At 64.4% G+C, this 16,226-nt stretch carries 11 protein-coding genes; 1 reads left to right on the top strand and 10 read right to left on the bottom strand.

The features are described 5' to 3' along the window. Positions 1–3 precede the first annotated feature (3 nt). From OG326_RS15035 to OG326_RS14990, 10 genes are all read right to left on the bottom strand, one after another. Positions 4–1,410 (bottom strand): ATP/GTP-binding protein, encoded by a 1,407-nt coding sequence (locus tag OG326_RS15035; protein ID WP_327145252.1) that lies wholly within the window; start codon positions 1,408–1,410, stop codon positions 4–6. Between the two features lie 113 nt (positions 1,411–1,523). Continuing rightward, positions 1,524–3,098 (bottom strand): hypothetical protein, encoded by a 1,575-nt coding sequence (locus tag OG326_RS15030; RefSeq protein ID WP_327145251.1) that lies wholly within the window; start codon positions 3,096–3,098, stop codon positions 1,524–1,526. Beyond that, entirely contained in the window at positions 3,095–5,266 is a 2,172-nt protein-coding gene (locus OG326_RS15025; protein WP_327145250.1) for a hypothetical protein, read from the bottom strand. Before OG326_RS15025 ends, OG326_RS15030 begins: the two co-directional genes overlap by 4 nt. A gap of 13 nt (positions 5,267–5,279) precedes the next feature. After that, positions 5,280–6,032 (bottom strand): hypothetical protein, encoded by a 753-nt coding sequence (locus OG326_RS15020; RefSeq protein WP_327145249.1) that lies wholly within the window; start codon positions 6,030–6,032, stop codon positions 5,280–5,282. A 25-nt stretch (positions 6,033–6,057) separates the two neighbouring features. Continuing rightward, the gene (locus OG326_RS15015) at positions 6,058–6,453 is read right to left on the bottom strand and encodes a hypothetical protein (RefSeq protein ID WP_327145248.1); all 396 of its coding nucleotides are present in this window, start codon (positions 6,451–6,453) and stop codon (positions 6,058–6,060) included. A 33-nt stretch (positions 6,454–6,486) separates the two neighbouring features. Then, positions 6,487–7,851, bottom strand: a complete 1,365-nt coding sequence (locus OG326_RS15010; protein WP_327145247.1) for a MinD/ParA family ATP-binding protein — start codon at positions 7,849–7,851, stop codon at positions 6,487–6,489. A gap of 156 nt (positions 7,852–8,007) precedes the next feature. Next, entirely contained in the window at positions 8,008–9,204 is a 1,197-nt protein-coding gene (locus tag OG326_RS15005; protein ID WP_327145246.1) for a peptidoglycan DD-metalloendopeptidase family protein, read from the bottom strand. Then, complete coding sequence (locus OG326_RS15000) at positions 9,204–11,219, bottom strand: cutinase family protein (protein WP_327145245.1); 2,016 nt, start codon at positions 11,217–11,219, stop codon at positions 9,204–9,206. The genes OG326_RS15005 and OG326_RS15000 overlap by 1 nt, the downstream gene beginning before the upstream one ends. A gap of 1,393 nt (positions 11,220–12,612) precedes the next feature. Beyond that, positions 12,613–13,746, bottom strand: a complete 1,134-nt coding sequence (locus OG326_RS14995; RefSeq protein ID WP_327145244.1) for a GAF domain-containing protein — start codon at positions 13,744–13,746, stop codon at positions 12,613–12,615. A gap of 146 nt (positions 13,747–13,892) precedes the next feature. Then, positions 13,893–14,924, bottom strand: a complete 1,032-nt coding sequence (locus tag OG326_RS14990) for a GAF domain-containing protein (protein WP_327145242.1) — start codon at positions 14,922–14,924, stop codon at positions 13,893–13,895. 50 nt (positions 14,925–14,974) lie between these two features. Here OG326_RS14990 and OG326_RS14985 point away from each other — a divergent pair, with 50 nt between their 5' ends. After that, complete coding sequence (locus OG326_RS14985; protein WP_327145241.1) at positions 14,975–16,207, top strand: cytochrome P450; 1,233 nt, start codon at positions 14,975–14,977, stop codon at positions 16,205–16,207. Positions 16,208–16,226: the final 19 nt, after the last annotated feature.

Raw genomic sequence — 16,226 nt, 5'->3', positions numbered from 1 at the left:
TAATCACTGCTGCTCACCGCCTCGCGTCAGATTCTGGAAAGCCTCAGTTGGAGTGAACCCACTCATGTGGCCGGTGATCGCGGCGTCGGTGTCGGTGAGTGCCGCCTCGAAGGGTGACCGAGTGTGGGTGACCAGGATCGGATCCCGTGATCCGATCTTGACCAGTGCCTGCCCGCGCCCGAGCCGCATCAGCGTCTCCTCGGTTCCGGGCGGCAGCCGGTACAGGCGCGCGGTTTCGACCGCATCATCGGCACGGGCCTGCCCGAACAAGACGACGATCGAGGCTTCGGCCATCAATGCCCGCGCCGGCGAATCCGAGGGCGTGTCGGCGGGATGGTGAAAGGCCGAGACGGTCGAGAGCGCGAGTCCGCGTGAGAGTTTCAGGTTTGATCGGAAGACTTCGCCGGTGGAGCCGACTGCGACGTGCCAGCCTTCTTCGACAACGAGGATGGTTTGCTCGTGCGCGGCCGACCGGGCAGCGAGCTTGTTGGCCAACCACGTGTTCGCGGTAGTCATCACCACTCGCAGTGCGGGGCCTTCGGTAGGAAGCGCGGAGAGGTCCATGTGGACCAGCGGGTGCGTGTCCAGGGCATCTCGTACCGCGGGGCTGGTGGGTGCGTCGACCAGGCCGCGCAGGTCGCGGTCGGCCAGGCGTAGCAGGGCCAGGCCGGGTTCCAGGCCCCATTCCAGGGCGCGTTCGTTCCAGCGCCCGCCGAGGTCGCGTCCGTCGTCGGGGTGCGGGTCCAGTAGCCGCATCGCCAGCTCGCGGATGATCGGATCGCGTCCTTGTGCGCGAGCATCAGCGTTGACCAGTCCAAGTCCGGCGCCGACGGCTGCTTTTTCCTTCTCGTCGAGTGGGCGGCCCATAGCGTCGGTGAGCACGGCCAGAACCAGGGCTTCTTGTCCGGCGGGCACGACACCGTCGAGGCCGCCGCGGTGCTCCCCGCCCGCGCTGATGGCCGGGTCCAGCAAATTCAGCCGGGCACCGGCGCCGCCGACCTTGAATCGGATACTCTCCGCGCCAAGGGCTTCGGCCAAGGGGGTGTATTCCCCGCGCCCGGCTTGGGGCTTCTTGTCCAGGACCACGACCTGGCGACCGGCAACGAGTTGCCGCAGCACGCACACGGTTTTGATCCAGGAGGACTTGCCGCGCCCGATATCGCCGATGACACACACATTGATGCCGGAGGTCTCATCACCGTAGGCAGCGAACGCATCGACAATCTCGAGTTCCTGGGAGATGGTGTTGAGTCCGGCCAACACCCCGTCTTGGCGCACACGGCGGCGACTGGTGGCCAGATTCCATGCCTCGGCTTGGCGGGTGGTGGTCCACGCGCCCTCGCTGCGCGGCTCGTACCAGCCATACCGGTCTAGCCAGCGCGCGCGCCGCGGCCCTCGCCGTCGTTCCATCGGCGGTGGCTGCTGCGTGTTCTCGGTGAGTCTGTACCCCGTGGTGGGGCCGTCCTGTGTGGATGGCGTGCGGGCGGTGACTCGAGGGTGTCGTGGCATGGGGCACCTCCTACTTACCGGGTGTGCGGGGTGGCCGCGAGTCCCCTGGCCAAGGGCAAAGTGGTGAAGACAGCGACGTCGTGATCGCCCACACACCAATCGATTTCGGTGATCGCCGATTCGCCTGCGGCTTCGGTGACGCGCAAGCACGCCCGGTCGAGATCGTCGAGGTCGCGGCCGGTGACCGCGATGCTCGCGGTGTAGATGACGCCGTGGTGCCCGGAGCCGGGCATGAGGTCTTGGCGTCGGCGTTCGGAGGCGTCGGCGAGGACTTCGGTGGACCCGTCGTCGAGCTTGCCTTTTTCCTGCTCCTTGGCCTTGCGGGCCTGATCGGCGGTGACATCGCCCTTAGCAGCCGCGCGAGCACGATGCGCGGGCACGAAATCCAGTCGCACACTGAGCGTTCGGATGGTGGGCATCGGGGCGATGTCCTCATCGCCAGGATCGGCCTCGACACCGGTCAGCAACGGCGCAAGCCATAACGGTCCCAATGCGACCGGTTCGATCGCGCGGGGTCGGATGTGCCCGACCCTGGTGCGCCATTGCCCTTGCGGGCCGATCGCGACGCAGTCGCTGCCACCGACGTAGCTGGGCCAGCAGCTCGCCCAGCTGGCGTCACGGTGCCGATCGATCTTGTAGCTGGGATCGAGCAGTGCCCTGATGACCGCACACACACGCCGTTCGCCGAGCACGTCTACCCGGCCCATACCTGCCATCGCCAATAGTCGTGTGGCGCGTTCGGTTTCATCGCGCACTACTTGGGCGATGCCGCCGCCGATCGGGGCGTTCTTGTTACGTGCGAGCCGGGCGGTCTCGGCCATGAATGCCTCGGTCTGCGGGAACCGCAACACCAGCAGGGAGCGGTGTTCTTCCGCGAGCGGGGTGAGAGTGTCGATGAGGGTGCCGTAAGACTCGACCGCCGGCAGCAGCCGCTCGTCACGAAGGCGGGCCACGCGGGTGTGTGCCCAGCGGGTGTGGCGGGTCATATCGTGCGGGACGCTGCGGTGCAGCAGTTGCAGGCCGCGTACATGGGAGCTGGTGCGTGCCATCTGCGCCAGGAACATCCCGAACGCGCTCGACATCGCGGCATAGGCAGCGTCGCCGCGTAACCCGCCAGCGATGCCGTCCACGGCGATGACCACCGAATAGTACGGGCGCTCACCAGGATTGGCGGTTCGTATTATGAACATATCGTCCAGGCCGGTGCCAGCCACCGGCAACGGTGCGGTATTGCCCAGCGGCGGTGGGAATTCCCAGCCCGGATCCAACACCGGATCCCCATGAGCGGGGTCGCCCGGATTGCGGTAGATGTGCTCACCGCGGCGGCGGCGACTGAAGGTACGCAGATCATGGGCGCGACGGGACGCCCAGGAGGGTTTGTCGCGCCATTCCATGGTGGCCGCGAACACGGCGATCAGCCATCCGAGCGCGGTCATGATCGCCCATGCCTGTCCGCCGCCGAGGATGTAGATCGCCAGCGAGGCAACGATACTGAGCGCCCATGCAGTCACGACCGGCCGCGAGAGGCCCAGCCAGCTGCGGCGGGCGATTTCCCCGCCGAGAATGCTGGTGCGCATCCCGGAGCTCATTCGCTACTCCCGGACTCGGACTCACCGGGCGCGGCTTCGGCGGTGCTGCGCGCTTTGTTCAATGCACCCGAAGCCGCTTGCGCCGCAATCGGTGTCGCGACCATCGCCGTCTTACCCAGACCCTTGGCGACCAATCCCACCGCGCCCGCCGATTTGCGTGCTACCGACCTGCCACGACTGGGCTTCGCCCCAGCGTTCGCACTCAAGGTCCCGGAAAACCGTGCAGCGGTGGATGATCCGGACGAGCTCGACCCACCACCGGCACGCGGCCCGGTTGAGCTCTCCCCGCCTGAACTACCTCCACCACTGTCCGGTGACCGGCCACCTCCATTGCCGCCCGCACCCCCGCCGCTTGTCTGTTGTCCACCGGCTCCGCCGCGTCCCGGGTTACGTCTGCCGGTCCACCACATCGCGGTGCCGGCACCGCCGACCGCCCCGGCCATGAGCGACCCCGACTGCCCGAATCCAGCGGCGTCCGAACGTGAGGGCAACAGCGGCGCGTACCGCAGCAATGTCCACGGCGCCAGGCCGACAACGAGGAAGGCGACGACGACCAAGCACAGCTGCCCGAGGCTGCCCAGTTGCTGCTGGTCCCCGCCACTACCGGTCAGCGCGGTGTTCAGCAGTCCGGTCATGGTGGCCAGCAGCAGAAATAGGAGGGGTTTGGAGAACACGATGGCGATAAACAGCAACACCGGGCGCAGCGCCTTCTTGCGCCACTGCGGGTGCACCCACATGCCGAACCCGATTCCCGAAGCCACCGCCAACATCGGCAGAGCGACCTGGTGCATGAGCAGCCCGAAGTACACCGCCAACGCCCCGGCGATCAACAGCAGGAACAAGATCAGCCCGACGATAACCCCGCCGGCCAAATTGCTCGCGGTGAGTTTGCCGGTGAACAGCTGCAGGTTGGTGATCATCTGCCCCATATCCGGGCCCGACGCATGAGTGATCGCGTCGGAGGCATCATTGGCCAGACTCACCAGCAGGGTCGCGAACATCGGGGCGAACAGCATCAGCAGCACCCCGGCCGGCATGTAGCCGAACAGGTCGCCGCTGATGGTCTTGATGGTTTCGCCTTTCGAAGCGGCCCGCCACAGCGCGAACAAGGTCATCGCGCCCATGACAATCACCCCGATACCAGTACTCAGGGCATACCAGTGCAGGAACCAGTCCGCGTTCGGATCGAACCGGCCGACACTGGAGAGCCCGTCTAAGACCCGCGAACTGAGCTGCACAGCACTGTCTTTGGACGAGTTGGCCCAGTCATCGATTACGCTCTCGGGGTTATCGACGAACCGCCATGTTGCCGCACCTGCGTGCCACAGCCACCCGAAGGCCGACACGATCGCGGCGCCGCCAGCGTATTGCTGTCCGATCGCCGAGTCCACGACATTCTCGATCCTGTCTGACAGGCTGGTGTTCTTGTCGAGCCAGTTGGCGGTGCCGCCGAAGAGCTTGCCTACCGCGCGGTTCCACACCAGGCATTGGGTCTGATCACCGGTGGCGGGATCGGAGTGGGTGCAGTCGAGGAAATAGGCGTGCGCACAATAGGCGAACCCGACGTGGCACGGATCGGTCCACACTTGGTCGGGGACCTTCTGATCACCGAGCTGTGTGCGGATGGCGCTCATCGATTGGTCGTCGGGGTGGGTGGCCCAGTCGAAGCCCCACGCATTCGATGCCGCACTACCCGACCAGCGTTTGAGATCATCCGCGCAGGCCGGTGCGGGCATCCGATATGCGGGGTCTCCGGCCGGAAATACCTTCGGCAGCAAGTCTTTCGGAGGTTCCTCGTGCTGACTGATCAGGGTTTGCACCTCAGACTGCCTGCCGGGGACAGTCGAGTCCGCGCCGAGTAACTGTGCTTTCTGTTTGTCGTCGGAGGTCCAATACATCAGCCGGTCCTCGACGGGCATGACCGCGTTCACGTACGCGCCGACCTCGCCGCCGCGGCTGGCGCAGGTGCCCGAAAACCATGCCGCCTTGAATTCGTCGGTGTTGGCAATGAATTGGCGCAAATCCGTGGGAAACCCGTCCGGTAGCGATCCCGCCGAGGTCGGTGTCGTGGGGCCCGGGTCGGCAGCGGCGACCCCCACCGAATGGACGCACGCGGTGAATATCGCTGTCGTGGTGAAGATTACGGTGGCAATTCGTCGCAGGCGCATGACAGGCCACCCCCTAGTTGATGTAGAAGCTGTAGTAGCCCGACTCGAGCGCCCCGCTCAGCGGCGACTGCGCGCCTGGAGCCACGCTCTGCTCGGGTGTCGGTCCGGTCTGCGAGCTGAGTTCCTTCACCTTCCAGTCACCGCCCTCCCACACCAGCGACACCGAATGGGTAGCCCACGCGGTGATCACCGAAGCACGGTCGCCGTCGCTGATCGATGACCGCGATACCGCGACGGTCCACACGCTCACCCGAGCGGCCGAGGAGGAGAATTCCACCATCGAGACTGCCGCCGGGACAAGGTTGACCACGTCAGTTCCGGGAGCGCGGTTCGCGCCGATCTCCAGTGAACGGCGCAGTCCGGGGCCAGGGTCGCGTGCGATGAGAGCGTGCTCGACCGTGGCCATCGGGATGCGTCCTTGGCCGGCTTGGGTCAGTGCCTGCACGGTGTTCACCGCAGCGGTTTCCGCGCCGGCCCGATCGTGTGCGTAGCCGACTGGAACACCACCCGCGGTCGCTGTCGGCCCGTGCGCGACCCGCACCGTATTCGCCGGATCGTGGCCGCCCGGAGAGCTCGACCCACAAGAACTGACAGCGAAAAGCCCTGCGGCAACGGCTGATGCCACCATCAGGGCCGCGATCGTCCACCGGCGCAACGACATCCGAGGCCGTTGCGGGGCAGCGGGCGCCGCGCCGGGAGTTACCGGGGCGCTCGCTGCGGATTCGGGCGAGAGCTCAGCGAATCGTTTGCCATGGGCGTATCTCATAGCGACCTCCTCACCGCAGGGCGGTTCATCCGCCGACGACGAATAGGACAGTGGCCACGAGCGGGGACGCGAGCCCGACCAGGCCGAGAGAGACCAGCGCGTCTTGCAATTCCTCACTGCCTTCGGCGAGATCGTTGGCGTAGCCGCGAGACTTGGCGCGTTTGACCTTGAATGCCCCGATAATCACCCGCACCGACGCGCCGATCACGACCATCGCCCACAGGAACGCCACGATCCTCTTCCACGAGGAATCCAGGGCACCGTCGAAGAGCCCGAAGTCCGGTTTGATCCCGCCCAAGGGGTTGGTGATCTGCGCGGACGCCGAAGGGGCGGCGTAGACGACCGCTACCGCGCCCGCGATGGTCGAGCCCACGCCACGGCATGCCCGAAATACCAGCGGGACGATGTGTTTCATATCCATAACCGTTCACCTCATTTGTGTTCGGATCGGCCCTCACCAGCCCGGATCGAACTCGTCGACCGGGGTGGGGGACGCGGGAGTGCGGATTGTTCGACTACGCGAGAGCTGCCCTTCACGCAGCGCATACGCCAGGAGCCGCTGATGAGTCGCCTCGTCCGCGCCCGCTGACCATCGGGATTCGGGGACGAACCGGGTCTCCATCGGAAGGTGCCGGATAGCAAGGGTTTCCGCGACGCTGTCAGCAACCGTGGCGGCAACTTCGGTCCAGGCACGCACCGACGCCCGGCCCATCCGGGTCACCACAATGCGTTCGCCGCTGGCCAAGACCGGGTCGAACGGGACCGGCACCACGCGAGTAATCCCGGCGGACGCCAAGGTGTCCGCAATCTTGTTCTGCGCAGGGCCTGCGCCGCACAGGACGATCACCGCCCTCGCTGCCAGGTCCTCGTGACCGTCTTCGGCGATGCCGTCGAGCAGGCGCAGCGCCGATACGATCACATCCCGGCGCCCGATAATCGGCACCACCAACTGGGTGGCGTTGGCTACCGCCCACCGGAATCCCTGCGCCCGGTCGTTGTTGCCGGTATCGACGACCACCATTTCGCGGTGGCGCCGCAAGACCGCCAGGATCGCCGCGCACTCCTCACGCCCGATACACACACTGCCGCCGGGAGTCTGGTCCGACGCCAGGATTTCATCGAGGGTGGGCTGGCGTTGCAGGAACCGTGCCAGACCGGACGCGTCGGCGTTAGCCGTGCACAGCTCACGGGCGTGAGAGAGCACGTCCCACACGGTGTGCTCACTGGGACAACAGGCCGCGCGAGCCGCGAGGCTCCCGCACGCTTCGTGGGCGTCCCAGGCCACCACACGGCCACCGCGATGCCGGCCTAACAACGCTGAGAGCAACACCGCCGCAGGAGTCTTGCCACTACCGCCCTTCGGATTGGCGATCAGAACCACCGGCGTGCCGGGCAGCGGCTGACGGATGCGTTCTACCGCCTGCCGATACGCCACTTCGTCCCCACGCCGCTGGGGGCGCACCCGACATCCGAAGGCGTTGACTCGCCCGCGCCATCCCCAGCGGGCTGGGTCGGTGTGTACTCCCGCGGCGGGCTTGAGCAGCATCGCCAGCCGTGCCTCCCGGACTGCTGCGACCTCGTCCGAGGACGGCTCGCCCGGTCCGGCCAGATTCTCTTCCCCGACGCCATAGGGATCGTGCTCCTCGCGCGCCAGCACGTCGGAATCGTCGTCACTGTGCTGCGAACCGATCTGGGTTTCGTCGCTGGGTGCGGGGTTGCTGGCGGCGCGTAGCCGTTGCTGGCGCAGGTCCACCGGTTGTTCTGCGGTGTAGTCGTCACGTTCGACGGCGTCAGTGCCCGTCTCGAGGTCGTTGTCCATCACGACCCTCCTTTCCCAGTTCCTGTGCTGGCGTGCCGGTTTCGGTATCGGCGGCGAGTTCGCGGAGCAGTTTGCGGACGAAGCGCTCGCAGGCCATTGGCGGTGGCAGAGCGGCCGAGCGGGTATCGCGGGTCCCGGCTCGCGGGTCGCCGCTCATCACGCGCCACCCATCGTCGCGGCGTACTTCGTCGCTAGCGCGGGAATGTTTTTCACGTAGTTCAAGGTTTCGGCGTTCTGACACACGCCGCCGCTCTCGAAGGTGCCGCCGGGTCCGCAGTTGTACATGCTCAGCCACAACTCGGTCAGGTCACCATGCAAAGTTCCTTGCGCCAGACCGTTTTTCGCGCTCTGCACCTGGTCGCAGTCGTAGCGTGCCTGCGTCATCACCGCATCCGGAATCGAGTGGATATCGGCGTAGCCCTTGCCCTCGGCATCAACGCCGTACGCCGCCCATGTCCCGAGCAGGAACTGCGCCGCTCCCTGCGCCCCCTTCGGCGACCCCGCGTCAGGGTTGAACCCTGATTCCTGCTCCAACTGACCGGCCAACAGCGGCCCAGTGACCTCCGTGCAGGTCTTGGCCGCCCGCAGAATCCAGGGCTCGAATGCCGGGGGAACAGATCCGGGCCGCAGATCCGGGGCACTCCCGCCCCCGTCCACCGCGACCGGCATACACCCCGCAGCGAATCTAGCAACTTGCGCGATACCGTATTTCGCTCGCGAACTCTTCGGACCGCCCGGCGCAGCGACGGTTGTCGCACTCGCGGCCGGCGCCGCCGCAGCATCGGAGCCGCCAACTGGGGCGCCGTGCTGCGCCAGCCATGGCACGGGGTCGATCTGCTGCCCGCCCTGCTGCCGTCCGCCCGGGACCACTTCGAAGTGCAGATGCGGCCCCGTCGCCTCCCCGTTGCTGCCGACCGCGCCGATGCGCTGCCCCGCTTGGACCTGTTGTCCGACAGTCACATTCACGCCGTCGTCGAACATGTGCCCGTACACCGTCGAGAGCAGGCTTCCGTCGATCTGGGTGTCGATGATGATCCAGTTGCCGAATCCCGACGCCGGGCCGGCTGCGGAAACCGTCCCGTCGGTGGCCGCCAGGATCGCCGTGCCCGCCGCCGCGGCCAGATCCACACCCAGATGCACCCCACCATCACGCGGCCCGAAAGGCGAGGACACCGTGTAGGTCCCCGACGGCAGCGGTATGACCACCTGCGTACCCGTATGCGGTTGTGTCCGTGGCACATCGGGCAGGCAGCCCTGCTGGACCGGTGTGCGATCCCCCGACGCGAGTAGCAGCGCCCCGCCGGCGATCGCGAGCGCCGCGACCGGCACGAGCACCACGGCCAACGCGCCCATCACACCACTCCGACGACATGGCGGATGCGGTTGCTGAACCAGTCGCTCAGCCACTGCACCGCGGTACGGCCATCGGAATCCACGACGTAGTGGTCATAGCTTTCGTGCACACCCGAGAGCAGGAACGACATCGCGTCGCTGCCCTCTGACAGCAGCTTCGAGATCGCATCAAGGCCGTCGTTGCTGTTCGCGTCGGTCTTGGTGGTGCTGTTCGCGTCGGTCTTGGTGGTGAGCGACTTCGCTAACCCGCTCAGATCGGTCGTGTTCTGCGATCCCTGCGACGATGTCGTCTGCCCGGTGAGGGTGTTGAGCGCGAGGGTGGCGAATCCGAGTGCGGTGGGGACGAAGTCGAGTAGGCGGGCACCGACGGCCAGCAGATCGCCTCCGCTGCTGATGGTTTGGGCCAGCGCCCAGACCTTGTCTTGTAGCTGGCCGACCTGTTGCGCGAGCGCCACCACGTCGAGATTGGCCAGCACACCCACGATCACCGAGACGATTTGGGCGGTGCCGGTCGTATCCGGGATCATCGCGATCAACCGTGACGCAGTGTGCAGATCGACCCCGGCGGCCATCTTCACCAACGGCTCGAACAGGTTGTTGAGCTGTCCGAACATGTCGTGCAGACCGTTGACCTTGCCGGCGGTATCGATGCCCGGATCCGCGAGCAGCCCGATCATCCGCCCCAGCGTGTCGGCCACAGTGGGGACGTTCTGCGCGAACGATATTCCGTTGCTGACGACGTTTACCAGCTGGTTGACCACCACCGAGGGCTTGAGTACCGCCAGCACCTGCGCGGCTTGCGAAGCCGTAGTGGAGGTGGATGAGGACAGTGAATCGGTCAGCGGCGCTACCGCATTCGCGGCGGTCTGCGCGTCCTGCGCGCGTGCGGTCCCACTATCGGCCTTGTCGCTTTGGGTTCCGAGATCGGACAGTGCGTCCATCGCCTTGCTGACATCGGAGCGTCGCACCCCGTCCAGGACCGACCCGGCGAGCTTGTCCGCGGACCCGTCTGAGGCGTCTGATAGGCGCTTCTGCGCGTCAGGGGTACTAGATACCCAGGTGCTCAGATCAGACAGGGGCTGAAGGGTTTTCGCCACGTCGGAAGCAGTTTTGGTCAGCGCGGACGAGTCCGCACCGGTGGTGGCTTGGGTGCCCAGACGGGTGATGGTCGCGGGGAGATCCGCGATCTTGTCAGCCGACAGATCGGTCGAAAGCGCCTGTCCCAGATCATCTTGTTGGCTTGTACCGCCGCTGCCGGTGCCGGTTGAGTCGCCGGACTGGGTCAGCGCACGCCCGATACCGGCAGTAATCGGATCTTCACTGGAGTTCGTCGCGCAGTACTTGTCTTTGGGGGCACAGATTTCCGCGGTCACTGCTGACAGTGCGCAGAACCCACTCGCACGGGTGCCGGCGATGCCCTGGCCGTCTACCGTCGGGCCTATCAGTTTGCCGCCGGCGGTGCCCTGTTTCGGATCGGCCACCAGTCCCACTCCGAGTACCCGATCCGCGGCAAGGGGATCTCCGTTGCATCCGATCGAGGCTGCGACATCCCCCATCGCGTCGGCGCCCTGGCTGTAACCGGCGAGCACGAATTTCGTTGCAGGACAGGCCCCTGCGATATCGCCGACCACCCGCCGCACCGCCGCGACACCGGTGGCCTTGCTGTCGCTGTAGGCCATCCCGTCGAATGCCTCGGCCGCGTAGGCGGGGAACCGATACTCGAACTGAGCGCCGAACTGTTGCGCCAAAGCTGTTGCCACCGGGGCGAACAGACCCACGGCTTGCGTCTCGTCAGCACCTGTGTGCGTCTCCCATGTACCCGGCAGAAACACGCCCGCCACCGACGGACAACCCGAGGCGCTCTGGTTCGGCGCGGACGAATCGGCCATCGCCGTGCCGGGTACCGCCGTCGCGGCCAATGTCAGTGCCCCAGCGACCAACAGCCCCAGGCTGGCGCAAGAACGCGATGTGGCGGCACTGCGCGTACGGCCGAGTCTCTTTGTGCTGCCGCTCATAGCTGTTTCCCCGGGAACTGCTTGCGGGATCGAACCCACTCATCGACCACCGACGCCTCCAGGAGCAACGGAGAATTCATCGCATCGCTGCTTTTCCACGCCCGTGAATACAACGGATGACCCTGGATCCGGAGGTGCCGGATCCGGTCCGGTGAATGCCCTGTCCGCTCGCCTATCTGACGGATATTGAGCACTCGATAACGGCACACCCGACCACAATTCTCACACGGCTTTTCTGCCACTGTGCACCTCCTATTACACGGCTTTCAAAACAGCAGAGCTTCACATGGCGGCCGGATCGTTTATTGAATCCGGCGGCTATGCTCTACTGTGGATATGAAGTAGTTCCATCCCGAGGATTGACTCGACCAACAACGAATCAATCCGGCGATATGAGATAGCAATCCGCAACTGAGAACAGCCGCAGGATGAATTAAATGGCGGCGAGGTATTCAGCGCTGCAGCGGCCGCTGAAAGAGCGCTGACCATGACGGTTTCCTGCAGCGGTCGCTAGTCCTCGTCCGACGTCCAGCGGTGTCGAACCCGTCGCCTTGATCGCAGTTCACTGTCGATCATCTCGTCGTAGAGTCGCTCGAAATTCTCGTTAAGCGCCTTGTCCCACACGAGGATCGGCCGACCACTACCCGATCGGCGAGAACGCCGGCAACCATGCTCGAGGATTTTCATTTCACCCACTCCCTTCCGATCCGATTTCCCCACCGAACACACATCAACTGCGCATTCAGGACCATCGGCTTCGCAGGGTCACACCAGGATCTTCCATACAATTTCTTGCATCAGCCACCACGAGAGGTGGGGACGAAGGGAATGCCTGGCTGTCATCCGGTTCCGCACAGCGGGTGCCGGGAAGTGCCTCAAATGAGAGGCATGTGATCAATCTAACCGACGCAAAGTTATTTGACAAGATTTTTCTCGCCGGCAAGGATTGCGTTTAGATATCAGAAGACATGAGCTATGGCAATTACAGGCAAGCTATGACACAACCCCTGTGAAATGTCAGATTTGGCAGTGCACGTAAAGTAAATCCCGGCACCTAAAAGGGCTGCATACCGAGTCCGCCGTGAACACATAAACCCGGCGCCATAACTCGCCACAGCAGATGGCTAGAACTCACATCGGATAACCACGTACGCCCTGCAACAGCGCCGCCTATCGACTCATCCTCGCAAGCTGAGACCCACCACGTCGAGGCCCTCCTCGCGCCCTACTCCCTGCCGTCGTTCGTTGCCAGGGATCGAGGTTCGATTGGTGGACGTCATCCTCGAAAACAGCCTCCGTTGCTTCGTTGATATTCTCAAATCTGTTCTGGCAATTGAGATTTGCACCGAACTCGTACACGAGTGAATGACTGGAGTTCCAGCGACCATCTACGCTAGGCGGCCCCCTCGGACAGCAGTCGACATCGAGTACACATGTCGACGATCGACGGCGGCATCGATCCGACGAGCGCAATGTCCGCCAGCACCTGTGGCTGGGCACCGGTAACGATCCGCGTCCAGTGGGACTCCAACTCGATCCATTCGTCAGCTGCGTCGAATCGGATCCGGACTCGCACGCTGGCGGTCGTGCGGGTTCCCACGAGCATCTCGAAACCGGTCGCACGGATTTGTTGCCGGTCATCGGGGTGCAACAAGGGCCGGTGATGGGCCCACATCCCGATCGGATCGCCGTGGTTGGCAACCCAATCGTGAATGACGAACCCGCTCAGGTCGATAAGGGCCAAGGCATGTCCCGCCGGTATCGGCGCGTGGCGCAGTGCCCGGGAATACACATCCGGAGCCACCGGAGGTTCGACATCGGTGATGTCGCACACGACAGCCCGGACCGCACGTGCGACGCCCGTTCCACATGCGCGAGCGCCGAGGTGAAGCCTGTGCATGGTGCCATCGACGAAAGTCCTTGTTGCGCCTCCGATCCACTGGTCGACCGGATCGGAGAGCCTGAGCAAGGCCAGAAAATCGAACCGATCATCGAACCGATCGAAACAGGCCAGCATCTCCGGGAGCATGGTCTGGCCCACGGGTTTGTCGTCCAGCAACAACGACCGCGCCGCTGCGGAAGCAGAAACGACTACTTCGGCGTCCCACTCCACGACACCGACCTGAGGAGGCGGTGGCAACTCCTCGCCCACCGCCCCTGCCCACAGGGTCACTGCCCGAACCTGTCCGAACGGACCGGCAATCGGAGCGGCGACCATATTGATCGACGCACCGCACGCAAGTCTGGTCCGATCAGCCGTGAACCGGCGACTAGTGAGGCATTGTTTGACAAGGAGCCCGAGTTGACGAGCGATCGCTGCGTTAGGCGCGATCGTCACGCGGTTGAGGTTCGCGAACCGCCTGGGATACTTGCCATCGACAAGCACTGTCGGCTCGCGGCCCTCGTAGAGGGTTTCCGCAACTACCCAATGCTTCGGCGCGTGCGTTCCGCGCGGATGGTTGCACCCAGCTACTTTCTTCGGCATTCCAGCCGGAGTGGGCGGAGTGCTATCAAATGAATCGGTCATCGGGACAACCCCTTCCAAGCAGCGCAAATCTTCGGCTCCGGGGTTTCCCCGGTGCACGCTGCCTGGCGTGGACCACATCCAACCGACCACCGCCGGATTCCCGATTCTAAACGGGAGCGTAACTCTGGATTATATATCGCAAATCACTAGCAATCCATCGTGAATTTCAGCAGCGCCGCTGTAGTCTCCTGATCGATCGCGACCAGACTCGCGCGAGCGCTAATCGTTATCCAACTGCCATCGACGCCGCGTACACGCATCTTCCCCGTCGTAGACGACTTGGCCAGCCCGCGAGCCATCTCGACCATGACGGGCCGATCATCGGGATGAACCTCAGGAGCAGGCTCGCCCTCGATACCGCGCCACGCGATCTCCTCGGGGATCGGTGAACCATGCACCCAACGGATCAGACGCAGATTCCGAAGGTTGATTAAGGCCCGATACTCCCCCGCGGGTGTATCAGCCTCCAGTAAGCGATGCTCCAACAGGACCAACGGCTGAGGCTGCGCCTCCCCAGGAGCGCCGACAGAGATCTCCTGACTTATCCCATGGGCGACGCGATGCTGCAGTTGATCGACAAGCGACTCGTAGATGCGGCAAGAGAAATGCGAGCGAAAACTGGCGCCATCGCGCCGGTAGACCGTCCACACACCCTGGTGGGTGGTTCCTGGCACGGCGGCGATGATGCGCTTCATCGCGATCAATTCCCGCTCGTCGGTCTGAACCTGCGCGAACATGTTCGCCAGGGAACGCGCCGTGCCACGCTGCTCCTCAGGGATGTCAGCAAGATCGGCCCACTCAGCGCTACCCAGAGCCGTCAGGGTAGTGAGATTGATGTCCCAGGCCCCTGCTCGCGGACGCGGCGGCGCAGCCTGACCCTCTGTTCCCGACCACACCTGCACCCCGTGCAATCTGTCCCCAACGAAGTGCGGATACACCTCCACATGCCGGCCCGCTCCAACCGCAGTCAGCGGCTCACGCGAGCGAGCAACGACAGTGACAGCCTGCCGAATCTTCGCCGCAGCGCCTTTCACCGCCTTGTCGAGAGATAGAAACTCCTTCGGATGTCCGCCCCAATCGACGATTGTGTAGTTACCGTCCAGTTCACCGAATGTCTCGATGAGCAGCCACTGTGGCGACCGCGCGTGCTCCTCCTGGCGTACGATTTTGTCGGCCATAACGCAATAGTGCGCCTTTCGTGTCCGAAGTTCGCGAAAAACGGAGAACTATGCTGACCAGTGCAGTTGCCTTCGATGACTCGTATTTTCGGGATCCACACCAGTTCTATCGACAGGTTCAACAGAACGGGCCGATCCACCGGTTCACCACCCCATCCGGGGTCCACGGCTGGCTCGTCACCAGTGACCGCCTTGCCCGCACCGTGCTCACAGACCCCCGGATCGGCAAGGGCCGCGACACCATGCTCGGCGTATCCACCGACGACAGCGCCAGCATTGGACTCCAACGACGCCTCCTGCGCTACGGCACCGAGTGGGTAGTCACTCATATGCTCGGCTCCGACCCACCTGAGCACACACGGTTGCGCAGGTCCGTCGCCGACTACTTCACCCCACGCGCTGTCTCGACGTTGGAACCCCGAATTCGCACGCTTGCAAATGAATTCGTAGAATCGATGGACTCCACTGCACCGGTCGATCTTGTGTCGGCCCTGGCTTGTCCACTACCGGTCGCGGTAATCTGCGAGGTCACAGGCATCTCCCGCCACCACCAGCAACGCATCGAGCGGTCCTCCGCGATCCTGTCCGATGTCACCGTCGCCGAAGGACGTCAATTACGCACTGCCAGTATCGATTTCGCTCGGCTGATCCTGCCGACATTCGCCGCCCGCCGACTCCGCCCTCGTGATGACCTCATCACCTCACTGACACGCCAGATGTCGGCCGGGGCGATAGATCTGAAAGAAGCGCTGTCAACGGTCTCGTTGCTGCTGATCGCCGGGCACGAAACCACGTCCAACCTCATCCTCGGCACGATGCTCTCCCTACTGGGAAACCCGGACGAGCTGCAGCGCGTCCGCTCAGACCCAACCAGGCTCAATGCTGTCCTCGACGAGACGCTGCGCACCAACCCGCCACTCCCCGTAGCGACGCTGCGTCAAGCTCAGTCGAACTTCGACCTCGCCGGCCAACGCATCAACCGCGGAGAGCTACTGATGGTGTCGCTGCTCGCAGCGAATCATGATCCCGAATCAGTTACCGACGCAGACACATTCGACGCCGATCGCCAAGTTCGACACATCTCGTTCGGAACCGGAATCCACCACTGCCTCGGCGCCCGGCTCGCCCGCACCGAAGCTTTAGCGGCAATTACCAACCTCCTCGAGCACTACCCCACCATCAGCCTCGCCGTGCCAGCCGAATCGCTGCGCTGGCGCCGGAGCATCTTCTTCCGACGGTTAGAGGCACTTCCTGTACACGTATCGCGCGAAGCCGGTCAATAATCCGCAACGTAGTCCAGCG

Origin of the sequence: Nocardia sp. NBC_01327 (assembly GCF_035958815.1) — a bacterium.
GTDB lineage: Bacteria > Actinomycetota > Actinomycetes > Mycobacteriales > Mycobacteriaceae > Nocardia.
The sequence above is the reverse complement of the archived record's forward strand: the minus strand, read 5'-3'. Positions and strand labels throughout refer to the sequence as shown.

What these genes read in the sequence shown, in the direction of transcription:
- OG326_RS14990 (WP_327145242.1), bottom strand. Translation starts at nt 14,924, where the DNA reads ATGGCCGACAAAATCGTACGCCAGGAGGAGCACGCGCGGTCGCCACAG.
- OG326_RS14985 (WP_327145241.1), top strand. Translation starts at nt 14,975, where the DNA reads ATGCTGACCAGTGCAGTTGCCTTCGATGACTCGTATTTTCGGGATCCA.
- OG326_RS15025 (WP_327145250.1), bottom strand. Translation starts at nt 5,266, where the DNA reads ATGCGCCTGCGACGAATTGCCACCGTAATCTTCACCACGACAGCGATA.
- OG326_RS15035 (WP_327145252.1), bottom strand. Translation starts at nt 1,410, where the DNA reads ATGGAACGACGGCGAGGGCCGCGGCGCGCGCGCTGGCTAGACCGGTAT.
- OG326_RS15010 (WP_327145247.1), bottom strand. Translation starts at nt 7,851, where the DNA reads ATGGACAACGACCTCGAGACGGGCACTGACGCCGTCGAACGTGACGAC.
- OG326_RS15030 (WP_327145251.1), bottom strand. Translation starts at nt 3,098, where the DNA reads ATGAGCTCCGGGATGCGCACCAGCATTCTCGGCGGGGAAATCGCCCGC.
- OG326_RS15005 (WP_327145246.1), bottom strand. Translation starts at nt 9,204, where the DNA reads ATGGGCGCGTTGGCCGTGGTGCTCGTGCCGGTCGCGGCGCTCGCGATC.
- OG326_RS15015 (WP_327145248.1), bottom strand. Translation starts at nt 6,453, where the DNA reads ATGGATATGAAACACATCGTCCCGCTGGTATTTCGGGCATGCCGTGGC.
- OG326_RS15000 (WP_327145245.1), bottom strand. Translation starts at nt 11,219, where the DNA reads ATGAGCGGCAGCACAAAGAGACTCGGCCGTACGCGCAGTGCCGCCACA.
- OG326_RS14995 (WP_327145244.1), bottom strand. Translation starts at nt 13,746, where the DNA reads ATGACCGATTCATTTGATAGCACTCCGCCCACTCCGGCTGGAATGCCG.
- OG326_RS15020 (WP_327145249.1), bottom strand. Translation starts at nt 6,032, where the DNA reads ATGAGATACGCCCATGGCAAACGATTCGCTGAGCTCTCGCCCGAATCC.